Origin of the sequence: Micromonospora taraxaci, from assembly GCF_007830095.1 — a bacterium.
GTDB lineage: Bacteria > Actinomycetota > Actinomycetes > Mycobacteriales > Micromonosporaceae > Micromonospora > Micromonospora taraxaci.
In genome coordinates this window covers 820,506-833,546 of the sequence record NZ_VIWZ01000001.1, presented here as the reverse complement: position 1 = coordinate 833,546, position 13,041 = coordinate 820,506, and the positions used below count along the sequence as shown (strand labels likewise).

The following is a 13,041-nucleotide window of genomic DNA, read 5'->3' as shown; positions in this document are numbered from 1 at the left end:
TCAGTCCACCAGGCGGACGCGGACCCGACGGTTGGCCCGGCCCTTGCTCTCCACCTTCACCACCTGCACCTTGCCGATCTGCGCTGTCGACGCGACGTGGGTGCCACCGTCGGCCTGCACATCCAGGCCGACGATGTCGACGATCCGGACCTCCTGCTCGTCCGGCGGGATCAGGTTGGACTGGGTGCGGATGATGTCCGGCAGGGCCAGTGCCTCGGTGCGCGGCAACACCCGCACGGCGACCGAACGGTCCGCGGCCACCTCGGCGTTGACGAGTTCCTCGATGCGGCTCTTGAAATCCGGGGGCACCTCGGGGAGGTTGAAGTCCATCCGGGCCTCACCGGGTTCCATCGAGTTACCCGTCACCAGCGCGCCGAAGTCGCGGAACACCACGCCGCAGAGCACGTGCAACCCGGAGTGTGTACGCATCAACCGGGTCCGACGCTCGTCCTCCAGCGCACCGACGACCTCGGTGCCGACCGGCGGAAGCGGGTCACCCTCGGCGGGGATCAGATAGAGGTCGTCGCCCTTACGGGTGCCGACGATCCGGGTCTGCACGCCCTGCCACAGCAGAACGCCGTGGTCCGGCGGCTGACCACCGCCGCCCGGGTAGAAGGCGGAGCGGTCCAGCACGATGCCCTGCTCGGCGTCCGCGTGCAGGACCGTGCACGTCCACTCGCGCAGTGTCGGGTCGGCGAGGTCGAGGCGATGTGTGCGGCCATGCTGTGTGACGCCCATGACAGGGCAGGTTACTCGTTGAGGAAGCCGGCGATGCGGTCCCGCAGGTCGGCGCGTTCCGACCAGAGGACGCCGGGCCGGTCGTACACGTGGAGGGTGGCCTGCGGCAGTGCGGCGGCGAGCCGCTCGGCGACCTCGACCGGGTGCAGGTCGTCGCCCGCGTTGGCGATGACCAACGCCGGCGCGGTGACCGCCGCGAGGTCGCTGGTGGTGCGCAGCGGCGTCTGGTCCGCGAGGCTGGCCAGGCTGCCGGCGAGTCCGTCACGGAGCAGCTGGTCGAGTCGCTGCCGCAGGTACGCCCAGCCGGCGGGGGTGTTGCGGACCGCTGCGGGCAGCTCCAGGGTGACGACGTCGGCGACCACCGAGGCGTCTCCGCTCTCCACGGCCTCCAGCAGGTCCGTGATGCGGTCCCCGGCCACCGGGCCGCGCGGCTGGTCGAGCACCGCGGGCAGGAAGAAGACCAGCTTCTCGAAACGGTCCGGGCTCTCCGCGAGCAACCGGCAGAGGGCACCGGCGCCGAGGCTCGCGCCGAAGGCGCGGCTGGCACCGCCCAGATCGGCGATCGCCCGAAGGTCGCGGGCCAGGTCGGAGTACGTCCACGGCCCGTCCGGCGCCTCGGATCGGCCGTGCCCGCGGAACTGGAAGAACACCTTGCGGCCGGTCACCCCACTGCCGAACGGACGGGTGGTGGCGATGCCGTTGCCCAGCCCGTGCGCGAACACGGTCACCGGATCACCGGTGCCGGTGATCAGCCGTTCCAGCTGTACGCCGTGCGGGGTGGCGACCAGGTCGGTGTCCGGTTCCGGGAGCGCCGGGCGGCCGGTACGCGGCCCACCCGGGCCGGGCCCCCAGGTGCGGGGCCCGCTGTCCGGTGGAGGGGGCCAGCGAAAACCTCTCACCAGAAACCTTTGCCGTCACCGAGCTCGCGGAGGCCGATTCGGACATCGAGCAGGTAGATCAGGCCGGCGGCGATGCCGATCAGTCCGAAGAGGCTGATCGGCCCGAAGCCGAGCAGGGTCAGCACGAGGCAGACCGCCAGGATGGCGATCCAGCCACCCTTGGGAAGTGTCCCGATGGCGGGGAAGGCGTCGGAGCGCTGCGTGATCGCGTGCACCAGGGCGACGCCCTGAACGATCAGCGCGAAGACGAGCAGGATCAGCTCGATCACGTAGCGGACTTCGAACGCGAAGATCGGCGCGGCGTTGGCCATGCCGGCAAGCTTATGTCGAGGACCCCGGCTTCGTCCGACAAGGACGCCGCCGGGGTCGTCGACAGGGTTACTACTCGGCCGCCGGGCGGGTCCGCTTGGTGGCCCGGGGCAGCTTCGCCGACGGGGTGGCGGCGGGCTTCGCGGCCTTCGGAGCGCGCGCGACCTTCTTGACGGCGGCCGGCTTGGCCTCGGCGATCTCGGCCACGTCGGCCGGGGTCGGCACCGCGGCCGGGGCGGTGGCGGTGGGGGTGGTCTCAGGCGGGGTCACGGCCTGGGTGGCCTCGATGTCGGCGTTGACCGTGTCGGCAGCTTCCAGCACACCAGCGCCGACAACCCGCTCACCACGGGCGACCAGGGCGCCGTACGCGGCGAAGGCCCGCTCCTGGGCGGCCTGGGCCCCGGCGACCACCATGGCGGCGTTGCGGGTCGCGGCGGCCCGCAGCTTGTCCAGGTCGGCCGACTCGCGGAGCTTGGCCAGGTCGGCCGACTCGCGAAGCTTGGCCAGGTCCAACTCGTTGGCCTTCTGACGCAGCTCGTAGCCGGTCAGCACGGCCCGACCACCCAGGTCGGCGACGACGCGGGTGCTGAGGACGCCGACCACGGCGGGCAGCTTGCGCAACTGCTCGATGGCCAACTCACCGGCGCCTGCGGCGGCGTAGATCGGGGCGGGGATGCGGTTGGTCTTCGGCTCGCTCATGACGTCTCCTCTTCGGCCGCCTCGGCGGCCTTGCGTGCCGCCGGACCGGCGGCCTTCTTCTCGGGGGTGTTGGTGCTGCCCGGGGCGGGTGCGGTGCCCGCCTCGGTGACGGCGACCGACTCGATCACGGCCTCGGTCGGGGTGCCGCCTGCGGTGGTGGGACCGGTGGCGGCCAGGTTCGCCAGGTCGGCGGGCTCGTCGCCGACGTCGGTCGGGGTGGTCGCCCCGGGCGTGCCGCCGGTGGGCCCGGTGCCGCCGCCCTCGGCGGCCGCCTGGGCCTCGGCCAGCCGGGTGTTCTCCCGGCGGAACGTCTCGTAGATCTGGGTGAGGGACTGCTTCTGGGCCATCGTCAGGTCGGTGTCCACGGCGATGGCGGCGAGCACACCGTGGCCCTCCTTGTCGTCGAGCAGGCCGGCGCGCAGGTACATCGCCGGGGTGGAGACCCGCAGCGCGCTCGCCAGTTGCTGGAGCACCTCAGCGCTGGGCTTGCGCAGGCCGCGCTCGATCTGACTGAGGTACGGGTTGCTGACCCCCGCCTGCTCGGCGAGCTGCCGGAGCGAGATCTTGGCGTTGCGCCGTAGATCGCGGATGAACCCGCCGACGTCGGGAAGGTCCTTCGGTGTGGCCATGACTGCGACGTTAACCGGCTCCGCTAGCTCTTGCAAGCAAAACGCTAGCCACAGTTAGCAACGTCTCAGCACCGTGGTTGCGCCCCGCTCCACGGGTCCGTACGGTCCGTCCGTGCACAAGATCACAGTCAATGGAGCAAGCATCGCGTACGACGAGGAAGGCACCGGCTCGCCCGTCGTACTCCTGCACGCTGGCATCGCCGACCGGCGGATGTGGCGGGGGCAGATCTCCGCGCTCGCCGCCCGCCACCGGGTGATCGTCCCGGACCTCCGTGGCTACGGAGACTCGGAGCTGCCTCCGACCCCGTTCACACACCACGACGACGTGGCGGGGCTGCTGGACGCACTCGACCTGCCCCGGGCCGCCCTGGTCGGCTGCTCCTTCGGCGGGGCCGTCGCCATCGACACCGCGCTCGCCCACCCCGACCGGGTCAGCGCGCTCGCGCTGTTCGACACCGCGGTCTCCGGCAACGAGTGGTCCGACGAGGCGAACGACCTCTGGGACGACCTGGTCGGCGAGGTCGACCCCGACGACTTCGTCGCGGGCGCGGCCGGCGAGGTGCGGTTCTGGGTGGTCGGCCCGGGTCGACAGCCGGAGGACGTCGACCCCGCGCTGATCACGTTCACGCAGGAGATGGACCAGCGCGCGCTCGCCGCCGAACTGGCGCTCGGCGCGGTCGAGGTGGGAGAACTGACGCCTCCGGCCATCGATCGCCTCGGCGAGCTGACGGTGCCCGTCCTGGTCACCGCCGGGGCTGCGGACGTACCGGACATCCGCCGGCTCGCCGACCGGATCGCCGCCGAGGTCCCCGGCGCGGTACGGCTGCCGGACATCCCGGACGCCGCGCACCTGTTGCCGCTGGAGCGCCCGGAGCCCGTCAACGCCGCCCTGCTCGACTTCCTGAGCTGACCACCCGGTCACCAGAGCGGGCGGACCGCCCCCACTGGAACTCCGCCACCGAAGAGCGGAACCTCGGCGTACTCGGTCAGCACAGGTGCGTCCACGCCGAGCCGGCGCAGCGCGGAGACCAGCACCGGCATCCGCGCCCGGTCGGCGCCGTCGTCGATCTTCAGCGCGACGGCGCCGACGCCCGGCACTGCCACCGCGATCACACCCTCGGCGCCGACCTTGGCCAGCAGGCCCGGAACGCCACGCATCAGCCGGGTGTCATCGGCCTGGGTGCCACCGACGATCTCCGGGTACGCGCGCATGGCGTCGGCCACCGTCCGCGGCACCGAGCCCGGCTCGGCGTCGACCAACCGGAGGAACGCCCCGGCCAACCCGGTCAGCGACACCGCGAGCACCGGAGCGCCGCAACCGTCCACGCCCACCGCCGCAGCCTGCTCGCCGGTGAACTCCTCGATGGCCGCCCGCAGGCGCTGCTGGAGCGGGTGCTCCGGCCGCCAGTACCCTTCCAGCGGCCAACCGGCAGCCTCGCAGGTCAGCAGCATTCCGCTGTGCTTGCCGGAACAGTTCATCTGCACCCTGGTCGGGCCGCCCCCGGCCCGCAGCACGCCCTCCCGGGCCGCCGCGCCCACCGGCAGGTCGGGTGGACAGTGCAGGGCCGAGGCGTCCAGTCCGGCCCGGTCCAGCAGCGCGCCGACCCGGGCCAGGTGGAAGTCCTCACCTGCGTGACTCGCCGCGACCAGTGCCACGTCCGCCGGGTCGGTCAACGGCAGGCCGGCGCGGAGCATCCCGATCGCCTGCATCGGCTTGCTGGCCGAGCGGGGGAAGATCGGCGAGGTCACGTCCCCGGCGGACGCCAGCACCGCGCCGGCGGCGTCGAGCACCACCACCGAACCGCGGTGCGCACCCTCCACGAACCCGGAACGGACCACCTCGGCGAGCGGGTCGCCACCCTCGTACGTCTTCGTCACGGGCTGGACGGTACCGACGGCACTGGGGTGCCCGTCGGCGGGGTGACCTGGTGGTCCACCGGCCGGGTGACAGGAGCGCGGGGCAGACCCGGCCTTACAGCCCGAGCAGCTCGCGAGCCTCGGTGGTGGTCAATGGAGGGCGCTGCGCGAGCTGGGCGAAACCCACAGCGCGGGCGACCAGTTGCATGTTCGACTCCACCGGGCGGCCCTTGGCGTACGTCACGGTGTCCTCCATGCCGACCCGCAGGTGCCCGCCGGTCGACAGCGAGGCCAGCATGACCGGAATCGTGCTGCGGCCGATGCCGGTGGCCGAGAAGGTGGTGCCCTCGGGCAGGTCCCGCAGCATCCGGTGGGCCGCGACCAGCGTCTCGGTGGTGCCCGGCATGCCTCCCGGCACACCCATCACGAAGTCGACGTGCACGTGCCCGCCGGCCGGCAGCCCGTACTTGCCGAGGAGGCGCTGCAACGCGGACAGGTGGCCAAGGTCGAAGATCTCGTACTCCGGCACGATCCCGCGTTCCTGCATCCGGGTGTGCAGGTCGACGATGAACTCCCACCGGTTGAGGAAGACGTCGTCGCCGAAGTTGACGGTGCCCATCGTGCAGGAGGCCATGTCCGGCCGGGCGTCGAGGACGGCCAGCCGAGCGGCCTCCGGGTCGGTCACCGCGCCGCCGGAGGAGAGCTGCACGATCAGGTCGGTGCTGTCCCGCAGTGCCGCCACGGTGTCGGCCAGACGCACCGGGTCGAGGGTCGGCTTTGCCTCGTCGTCACGGATGTGGACGTGGATCACGGCGGCGCCGAGCGCCTCGCACTCCTTCGCGGTGAGCAGCAGCTCATCGAGGGTCACCGGCAGCGCCGGCACCTCCGCCTTGGCCGACTCAGCGCCGGTCGGGGCCACCGTGATCAACGTCCCTGTCGTCATGCCGGCGATCCTAGACGCCCGGGTCAGGACGGGTCGATCGCCGCCGCCGTCTCGCCGATCAGCAGCGCCGCGTCGTCCGGAACGTTCCGCTTGACCACCGCGAGCGCCACCTGACCCAGCTCGTGGTGCAGCACGGCGGTGCCGACGAAGCCGACCGCCCGGCCGTCGAGCATCACCGGCGTACCGGCAGTGGGCGGCTGGTCGGTGGTCACCCCGTCCAGGTGCAGCAGTACGAGGCGACGCGGCGGCCGGCCCATGTTGTGCACCCGGGCCACCGTCTCCTGCCCCCGGTAGCAACCCTTGTCCAGGTGCACGGCGGGACCGATCAGGTCGACCTCCGCCGGAATCGTCCGGTGGTCGGTGTCCACCCCGACCCGGGGCTGACGGGCGGCCACCCGGATCGCCTCGTACGCCCACAGCCCCGCGACCGGCACCCCGGCGCCGCGCAACTCCGCCACCACCTGGTCCATCGCCGAGCGGGGCACCAGCAGGTCCACCCCGAGCGGGACCCGTCGGGCCCAGCCGCCGATGGGCAACGGCTTCACGTCGTACCGAACGCTGGCCCGCTGTGGCACGGCACCGTGGGGGAACTTCGGACCCGGCACCGCGACCAGGTCCGGCGCGGCGAGTCCGCTTACGCCGAGCGTGCTCAGCGCCTCCGTCGCCGCCGGCCCGACCAGCGACAACAACGCCCGCTCGGCGGTCGCGTCACGCGGCTCGACCTTGCTGAAGAACCGCATCTTCTCCAGGTAGGTCAGCAGACCCTCGGTCGCACCCGGATCGGTGTCCAGCCAGGCGGTCTCACCGTCCTCGGCGACCAGAGCGTGCTGCTCGATGTGGCCGTGCGGGGACAACACCAGCAACTCGGTGCCCTCACCGGCCGCCAGCGCGGTCAGGTGCTGCGAGGTGACGGTGTGCAGCCAACTCGCCCGCTCTTCCCCGGGCACCGCGATGACCCCCCGGTGCGACCTGTCGACCAGGCCGACAGCGGTGTCGAGGGTGCGTTGCTCACGCAACGGGTCACCGTAGTGGGCGGCCACCCCGCGCACCCCGGCTGCGACGTGCGCCGCGTCCGGCTGATCACGGCTGGCCTCGTCGATGCTCTCGACGGCTACCGCACCCGCGATGTCGATCATTTGTCGTCCCCGTTCTCGCAGCGTACGCAGACGCCGAAGAGTGACACGTGCCCGATGTCCACCCGGAACCCCCGCTGCGTGGCCAACTGGTCGGCGAGCGGGCGCAGCATCTCCGGCTCGATCTCGTCGATCGCGCCACACTCCCGACAGACCAGGTGGACGTGTTGGTGCTCACCCGCCGCGTGGTACGTCGGTGAACCGTGCGACAGGTGCGTGTGGGTGACCAGGCCGAGCCGTTCCAGCAGCTCAAGCGTGCGATAGATGGTGGTGATATTGACGCCGGCGGCGACCTCCCGCACGGCGGTGTGCACCTGCTCCGGGCTGGCGTGCCCCAGATCGAGCACCGCCTGAAGGACGAGCTGCCGTTGGGGCGTCAGCCGCAGCCCACGGGCCCGCAGCATTTCCGCGAGGGAGGATTCGGACACGGTCCGATCATAGTTCGGCAATCGCCGCGACCCCCTGCGAGCGGCAGGCCGCCGCTACGCTCGGCTGTCATGGTGACGTCGCCGGTCGGAAAAGCCCCGGTCTCTCCGAGCCCCCGGATCGCCGTGCTCGGCCGGGGCCTCATCGCGACCGACGAGCCGGTGCTCCGCGGCGACGACCTGGGCGTCCTGCGCGGCGACGGGCTCTTCGAGTCCATGCATCTGCGCGAGGGCCGGCCGTGGCTGCGCGACGAGCACCTGGCCCGGATGACCACGGCCGCGGCAGCCGTCGACCTGGACCTCCCCCCCACCGACGTGCTCGTCGACCTGCTCGACACGGTGTGCGCCGGCTGGCCCGTCCAGGTGGAGGCCGCGCTGCGGCTGGTCTGCACCCGAGGCTCCGAGGCCGGTGGCCCGCCGACCGTCTACGCCACGGTGACCGAGGTGCCGGCGTCCTCCCGGGCTGCCCGCCGCACCGGGATCACAGTGGCGATCCTGCCTCTGGGGGTGCCCGCCGACGCGCGTACCGGGCTCGACTGGTTGCCGGCCGGCATAAAGTCCACCTCGTACGCGGTCAACAGCGCCGCCCGCCGCTGGGCGCACCGGGCCGGGGTGGACGACGTGCTCTGGGTCTCCTCGGACGGGTACGCCCTGGAGGGGCCGATCGCGAACGTGGTGTGGCTCACCGGAGACACACTCTGCACGGTGCCGGCCGCCACCACCGGCATCCTGCCCGGCACGACAGTGGCCTGGCTGCTCGCCCACGCCCCCGAACTGGGCCTGAGCGCCGCCGAACGGATGGTCACACCGGCCGAGCTGCACGACGCCGACGGCGTGTGGTTCAGCTCCTCTGTACGCGGGCTCGTCGAGGTCCGGACACTGGACGGGGTGCGCCGGGACCACTGCCCGCGCACCCCCGCCCTGCAAGCCCTGCTGGGTTTCCCCGTCTAGTCAGCCGCCGACCCGGACGAGCCGGGCGGAGAGGTGCGGGCTGAGCCCGTGCCCCATGGCCGCCATCTCCTGCGCGTAGAGCAGCGCACCCTCGACGATGCCGAAGAGCCGGTGCCCGCCGGTGACCTCCTTGGCGGTCGGGGTCCGGACCACCGCGTCGGTGGCGAACTCCAACTGCGTGCCGGTGCGCTTGCCCAGGTGCAGCTCCATCACCCCGGTCGGTGTGGTGAGCACCGCCTCCAGCTCGTCGGTAGCCCGCCCGTCCACCACCACCGGTCGCCACCAACCGACCTCCCGGCCAGCCGGGCGGACCGGCTTGCTCTGCTCGTCCAGGATCCAGGCACGGGACTCGTAGTGCAGGAACGGCCGCCCGTCGTGGCTGATCCGGATCTCCTGGGCGTAGTCGAAGTCCTCGATAGTGGGGAATCCGCCCTTGCCCCGGCCACGCCACAGCCCGATGTAGGGCAGCAGGCCGTCCAGGGTGGGGTGCAGCTTCGGCCCGACCCGCAGGTCGTGACTCTCCTCGAACGGGTACTCCTCGACCGGCGGCGCGTTCAGCCACGGCGGCTGCAGCGGATTCTCGCTCACCAGCGTCCTCTCGAAATGCGTACGGCAAGGTAGACCAGGCCACCGGCGAGCCCGCCCAGGCCAGCGACCAACAGGCTGACAAACCCGATCTCGGTAACCATCCCGACCATCCTATGCTGGGCCACATGGCCCGCACTCTCGTCGTCAAGGCCACCGCGGGGGCGGACGCCCCGGAGCGGTGCGCGCAGGCATTCACGGTCGCCGCGACGGCCGTCGCGGCCGGGGTGGACGTGTCGCTCTGGCTGACCGGTGAGTCGACCTGGTTCGCGGTGCCCGGGCGCGCCCAACAGTTCGAGCTGCCGCACTCCGCACCTCTGGCCGAGCTGCTGCACGTCATCCTGACCAGTGGTCGGGTGACCGCCTGCACCCAGTGCGCGGCCCGACGGGAGATCGGCCCGGACGACGTGCTGCCCGGGGTCCGGATAGCGGGTGCCGCCGTCTTCGTCGAGGAGGCGTTGGCCGAGGGCGCGCAGGCACTGGTCTACTGAGCGCCGGGGCGGAGTGCCGATACCGACCCGACAACTCGGGCGGCTGCCTACGATTCGGATGTGACCGAGGCGGCGGAGAGGTTCTTCGAATCACTGCCGGCGCGTGCCCCTGACGTCCTCGGCGGCCTGACCGACGGGACCCTCCAGATCGACCTCGGCACCGACCATCAGACCGAACACTGGCTGGTACGCATGCGGCCCGGGTCGGTGCAGGTGAGTCGAGAACGCGGCCCTGCCGACGCCATCTGGTACAGCAGCGCGGCCCTCTTCGACCGGCTGATCAGCGGTGAGGCCCAGAGTGTCGCGGCGGTGCTGCGCAACGAGAGCACGTTCAGCGGGAACGTGGTGCTCTTCCTCGCCTTCCGCCGGTTCTTCCCCAACCCGCCCGGCACCCGCGACCCCCGTGAGACGGCCCGCAGAACAGCCGGGCGATCGGTGTGAGGGACCTCGTCAGCATCCTGGACGGCAACACCTTCCTGGTCAGCGACCGTCGGGGAGACATCGAGCCGTCCCAGGACTTCCCCACCGGGCTGTTCTCCTTCGACACCCGGTTCCTGTCCAAGTGGGTGCTCACCCTGGACGGCCAACGGCTGCACGCCCTCTCCATGGACGACGCCGAGTCGTACCGCACCAAGTTCTTCCTCGCCCCAGGCGAGCCCACGCACTACCTGGACGCGAAGGCGTCGGTGATCCGCAGCCGGGCGATAGTGGGCAGCTTCGAGGAGGAGCTGACAGTGCTGAACCACGGCGGCACGGACGTCGAGTTCACCGTCCGGATCGACGTCGAGGCCGACTTCGCCGACCTGTTCGAGATCAAGGACTCCCGCCAGAAGCGGGGGACGACCACCGTCACGGTCTCGGACGGCCAACTCCGACTCACCTACCGACGGGAGGCGTTCCACCGGGAGACGACCGTCACGACCACCGCGCCGGCGCAGGTCGACGCCGACGGGTTGACCTTCCGCATCCGGATCGCCCGCAACAGCAAGTGGACCACCCGGCTGCACGTGTCCAGCGTCGTCTACGGGGCGCGCGGCGAGGACATCCGGACAACCCTGCCGTACGGGGGCAGCCGCAGCGCGAACGCGATCCGGGCCGAGCAGCAGGAGCTTATCGACCGGGCACCGAAGCTCGGCTGCGACTGCGAGCCACTGGCCGGGGCGTACCGGCGCAGCCTCAACGACCTGGCCGCACTGCGCTACGAGTCGATCGCCCTGGGCGTACGGCTGATCGCCGCCGGGCTGCCCTGGTTCATGACCCTGTTCGGCCGGGACAGCATCATCACGTCGTTGCAGGTGCTGCCGTTCCTGCCGGAGTTGGTCCCGCCGACCATCCTGATGCTGGCCGGCCTGCAGGGGCACCGGGTGGACGACTTCCGGGACGAGGAGCCCGGCAAGATCCTGCACGAGCTGCGGTACGGGGAGACCGCCGGCTTCGAGGAGCAGCCGCACTCGCCGTACTACGGGTCGGCCGACTCGACACCACTGTTCGTCATCCTGATCGACGAGTACGAGCGGTGGACCGGCGACGCCGCGCTGGTCCGCCGGCTGGAGCCGCAGGTCCGCGCCGCGCTGGAGTGGATCGACACGTACGGCGACCTGCTCGGCACTGGGTACCTCTGGTATCAGACCCGCAACCCGGAGACCGGTCTGCAGAACCAGTGCTGGAAGGACTCCTGGGACGGCATCTCGTACGCCAACGGTCAGTTACCCGGCTTCCCCCGGGCAACGTGCGAGTTGCAGGGGTACGCGTACGACGCGAAGATCCGGGGCGCCCGGCTGGCCCGGACCTTCTGGAACGACAGGGCGTACGCCGACCGGCTGGAGCGGGAGGCCGCCGATCTCAAGCGGCGGTTCGATCGCGACTTCTGGATCGCCGACCGCGGGTACTACGCGCTCGCGTTGGACGCCGACGGGCGGCAGGTGGACGCGCTGACCTCGAACATCGGGCACCTGCTGTGGAGCGGCATCGTGGACGAGTCCCGTGCCGGCAAGGTGGTCGAGCACCTGCTCGGGCCGCGCCTGTTCTCCGGGTGGGGAGTGCGGACGCTCGCCGAGGACGAGGGTCGGTACAACCCGATCGGGTACCACGTGGGCACCGTGTGGCCGTTCGACAACTCGATCATCGCCTGGGGCCTGTGGCGGTACGGCTACCGCGAGGAGGCCGGCCTGATCTGCGACACGATGCTGGCGGCGTCCCGGTACTTCGAGGGGCGGCTGCCGGAGGCGTTCGCCGGCTACACCCGTGATCTCACCGACTACCCGGTGGAGTACCCGACCGCGTGCAGCCCGCAGGCCTGGTCGAGCGGAACCCCGCTGCTGCTGCTCCGGGTGATGCTGGGGTTGGACCCGCAGGGCGAGCACCTGATCATCGACCCGGCCGTGCCTCCGGGGATGGGTCGCGTCGAACTACTGGACATCCCCGGCCGGTGGGGCAAGGTGGACGCGTTGGGCCGCAGTCGGGGCCCGACGGATCAGCCGGACGGCAGCTGATCCGAGCTGGCCGCTCGGCTCAACCCGGGCAGCCGACGGTGGCGGCCACTCGGACGGCGTCGTCCGGGCCGAGCTCGGCCAGCACTGTGACCGGGCCGGTGCGATACGCGTACACCGGCGGCTCGTCCACCAGAGGGGCGTTGCCGGCCAGCGCGGCGAGCGCGGCCGTCGAGGCGGCCGGGCCGGGACCGCCCGCGGACCGCACGGTCTGGGCCAGCCCGCCACCCGGGCAGGGCGCGGTGACCAGCTCCGGCGCCGCGTCGCTCGGCCGGCCGAGCGCCCCCAGCGCCGCAGTCAACGCGGCGGCCTCCGGGCCAGTCGCGGTGGCCGTGGCCGGCGCGTAGCCCGAGCCGGTCGGACGGCAACCGGTGTCGACGACCAGTCGGACCTGGCCGTCCACCGTCGGCCGCCCTTCGACGGCAACGAACTCCCCGGCGTCGGCGTACAGCTCCGGGCCGTTCAGCCCCGACCCGACCCGGGCCCGCCAGCTTGTCGGCAGCCGCTCGGCGATCCCGGTCAACACGGTCCGCTCGGTGCCGGTGGGCGCGAGCACGCCCACGTCCCGTCGCAACCTCGCCCCGTCGGCGAACGGGGTGACCCGGCAGCCCTCCGCGACCCTCGCCGCGCCCAGCTCCAGCAGATTGGTCGCCCCCGCCGCACGGACCAGCTCACCGACCGCCCGGTCGACCACCGGGCCGGCCTGGTCAAGGGTGCGCTGCTCGCGCACGGTCGGCGGATCGTCGCGGACCGACGTCCAGGTGAGTACGGCCAGCAACACGGCCCAGGCCGCCGTCGCGGCCAGCAGCCACCGCCGCCACGGCCGGGCAGGCACCGGCGCGGCGGGACCAGCCGAAGGGGCCCAACCCGTCTGCACAGCACCGCTCACCCGG

General features: G+C 72.0%; 17 protein-coding genes. 5 read left to right on the top strand and 12 right to left on the bottom strand.

Going from position 1 to position 13,041, the window contains the following annotated elements:
* The 5 genes from FHU34_RS03955 to FHU34_RS03935 all read right to left on the bottom strand — a co-directional run bounded on the left by FHU34_RS03955 (position 1) and on the right by FHU34_RS03935 (position 3,274).
* Positions 1 to 738, bottom strand: a complete 738-nt coding sequence (locus tag FHU34_RS03955) for an alanyl-tRNA editing protein (protein ID WP_145778745.1) — start codon at positions 736 to 738, stop codon at positions 1 to 3.
* Between the two features lie 11 nt (positions 739 to 749).
* Entirely contained in the window at positions 750 to 1,637 is an 888-nt protein-coding gene (locus FHU34_RS03950) for an alpha/beta fold hydrolase (protein WP_145778744.1), read from the bottom strand.
* Positions 1,634 to 1,948 carry a DUF2516 family protein gene (locus FHU34_RS03945; protein ID WP_145778743.1) on the bottom strand — a complete coding sequence of 105 codons (315 nt, stop codon included), beginning with the start codon at positions 1,946 to 1,948 and terminating at the stop codon, positions 1,634 to 1,636. The genes FHU34_RS03950 and FHU34_RS03945 overlap by 4 nt, the downstream gene beginning before the upstream one ends.
* A 70-nt stretch (positions 1,949 to 2,018) precedes the next feature.
* Complete coding sequence (locus tag FHU34_RS03940; RefSeq protein ID WP_145778742.1) at positions 2,019 to 2,645, bottom strand: hypothetical protein; 627 nt, start codon at positions 2,643 to 2,645, stop codon at positions 2,019 to 2,021.
* Positions 2,642 to 3,274 (bottom strand): helix-turn-helix domain-containing protein, encoded by a 633-nt coding sequence (locus FHU34_RS03935; protein WP_145778741.1) that lies wholly within the window; start codon positions 3,272 to 3,274, stop codon positions 2,642 to 2,644. Before FHU34_RS03935 ends, FHU34_RS03940 begins: the two co-directional genes overlap by 4 nt.
* 112 nt (positions 3,275 to 3,386) lie before the next feature.
* Here FHU34_RS03935 and FHU34_RS03930 point away from each other — a divergent pair, with 112 nt between their 5' ends.
* Positions 3,387 to 4,184, top strand: a complete 798-nt coding sequence (locus FHU34_RS03930; RefSeq protein ID WP_208744920.1) for an alpha/beta fold hydrolase — start codon at positions 3,387 to 3,389, stop codon at positions 4,182 to 4,184.
* Positions 4,185 to 4,192: 8 nt separating this feature from the next.
* Here FHU34_RS03930 and FHU34_RS03925 read toward each other — a convergent pair whose 3' ends face one another.
* From FHU34_RS03925 to FHU34_RS03910, 4 genes are all read right to left on the bottom strand, one after another.
* Complete coding sequence (locus FHU34_RS03925) at positions 4,193 to 5,152, bottom strand: asparaginase (RefSeq protein WP_145778739.1); 960 nt, start codon at positions 5,150 to 5,152, stop codon at positions 4,193 to 4,195.
* A 94-nt stretch (positions 5,153 to 5,246) separates the two neighbouring features.
* On the bottom strand, positions 5,247 to 6,074 hold the full coding sequence (locus tag FHU34_RS03920; protein WP_145778738.1) for a beta-keto acid cleavage family enzyme: 828 nt from the start codon (positions 6,072 to 6,074) through the stop codon (positions 5,247 to 5,249).
* Positions 6,075 to 6,097: 23 nt separating this feature from the next.
* Positions 6,098 to 7,210 carry a CAF17-like 4Fe-4S cluster assembly/insertion protein YgfZ gene (gene ygfZ, locus FHU34_RS03915; protein WP_145778737.1) on the bottom strand — a complete coding sequence of 371 codons (1,113 nt, stop codon included), beginning with the start codon at positions 7,208 to 7,210 and terminating at the stop codon, positions 6,098 to 6,100.
* Entirely contained in the window at positions 7,207 to 7,635 is a 429-nt protein-coding gene (locus tag FHU34_RS03910) for a Fur family transcriptional regulator (protein ID WP_145778736.1), read from the bottom strand. The genes ygfZ and FHU34_RS03910 overlap by 4 nt, the downstream gene beginning before the upstream one ends.
* Positions 7,636 to 7,704: 69 nt before the next feature.
* Here FHU34_RS03910 and FHU34_RS03905 point away from each other — a divergent pair, with 69 nt between their 5' ends.
* Entirely contained in the window at positions 7,705 to 8,583 is an 879-nt protein-coding gene (locus tag FHU34_RS03905) for an aminotransferase class IV (protein WP_145778735.1), read from the top strand.
* On the opposite strand, the gene FHU34_RS03900 is transcribed toward FHU34_RS03905, so the two are convergent.
* On the bottom strand, positions 8,584 to 9,174 hold the full coding sequence (locus FHU34_RS03900) for a heme-binding beta-barrel domain-containing protein (RefSeq protein WP_145778734.1): 591 nt from the start codon (positions 9,172 to 9,174) through the stop codon (positions 8,584 to 8,586).
* On the bottom strand, positions 9,168 to 9,272 hold the full coding sequence (gene mtfM / locus FHU34_RS33990; RefSeq protein ID WP_030327764.1) for a small membrane protein MtfM: 105 nt from the start codon (positions 9,270 to 9,272) through the stop codon (positions 9,168 to 9,170). The genes FHU34_RS03900 and mtfM overlap by 7 nt, the downstream gene beginning before the upstream one ends.
* A gap of 12 nt (positions 9,273 to 9,284) precedes the next feature.
* Between mtfM and FHU34_RS03895 the strand changes: the two genes are divergently transcribed.
* Genes FHU34_RS03895 through FHU34_RS03885 form a run of 3 tightly spaced genes read left to right on the top strand, consistent with a single transcriptional unit; the run spans position 9,285 to position 12,151 of the window.
* Entirely contained in the window at positions 9,285 to 9,659 is a 375-nt protein-coding gene (locus FHU34_RS03895) for a DsrE family protein (RefSeq protein WP_145778733.1), read from the top strand.
* A 60-nt stretch (positions 9,660 to 9,719) separates the two neighbouring features.
* Positions 9,720 to 10,100: an SCP2 sterol-binding domain-containing protein gene (locus FHU34_RS03890; RefSeq protein WP_145778732.1), complete on the top strand. Its 381-nt coding sequence runs from the start codon at positions 9,720 to 9,722 to the stop codon at positions 10,098 to 10,100.
* Positions 10,097 to 12,151: an amylo-alpha-1,6-glucosidase gene (locus FHU34_RS03885; RefSeq protein WP_145778731.1), complete on the top strand. Its 2,055-nt coding sequence runs from the start codon at positions 10,097 to 10,099 to the stop codon at positions 12,149 to 12,151. Before FHU34_RS03890 ends, FHU34_RS03885 begins: the two co-directional genes overlap by 4 nt.
* Positions 12,152 to 12,170: 19 nt before the next feature.
* Here FHU34_RS03885 and FHU34_RS03880 read toward each other — a convergent pair whose 3' ends face one another.
* Positions 12,171 to 13,037 (bottom strand): hypothetical protein, encoded by an 867-nt coding sequence (locus FHU34_RS03880; protein ID WP_145778730.1) that lies wholly within the window; start codon positions 13,035 to 13,037, stop codon positions 12,171 to 12,173.
* Positions 13,038 to 13,041: the final 4 nt, after the last annotated feature.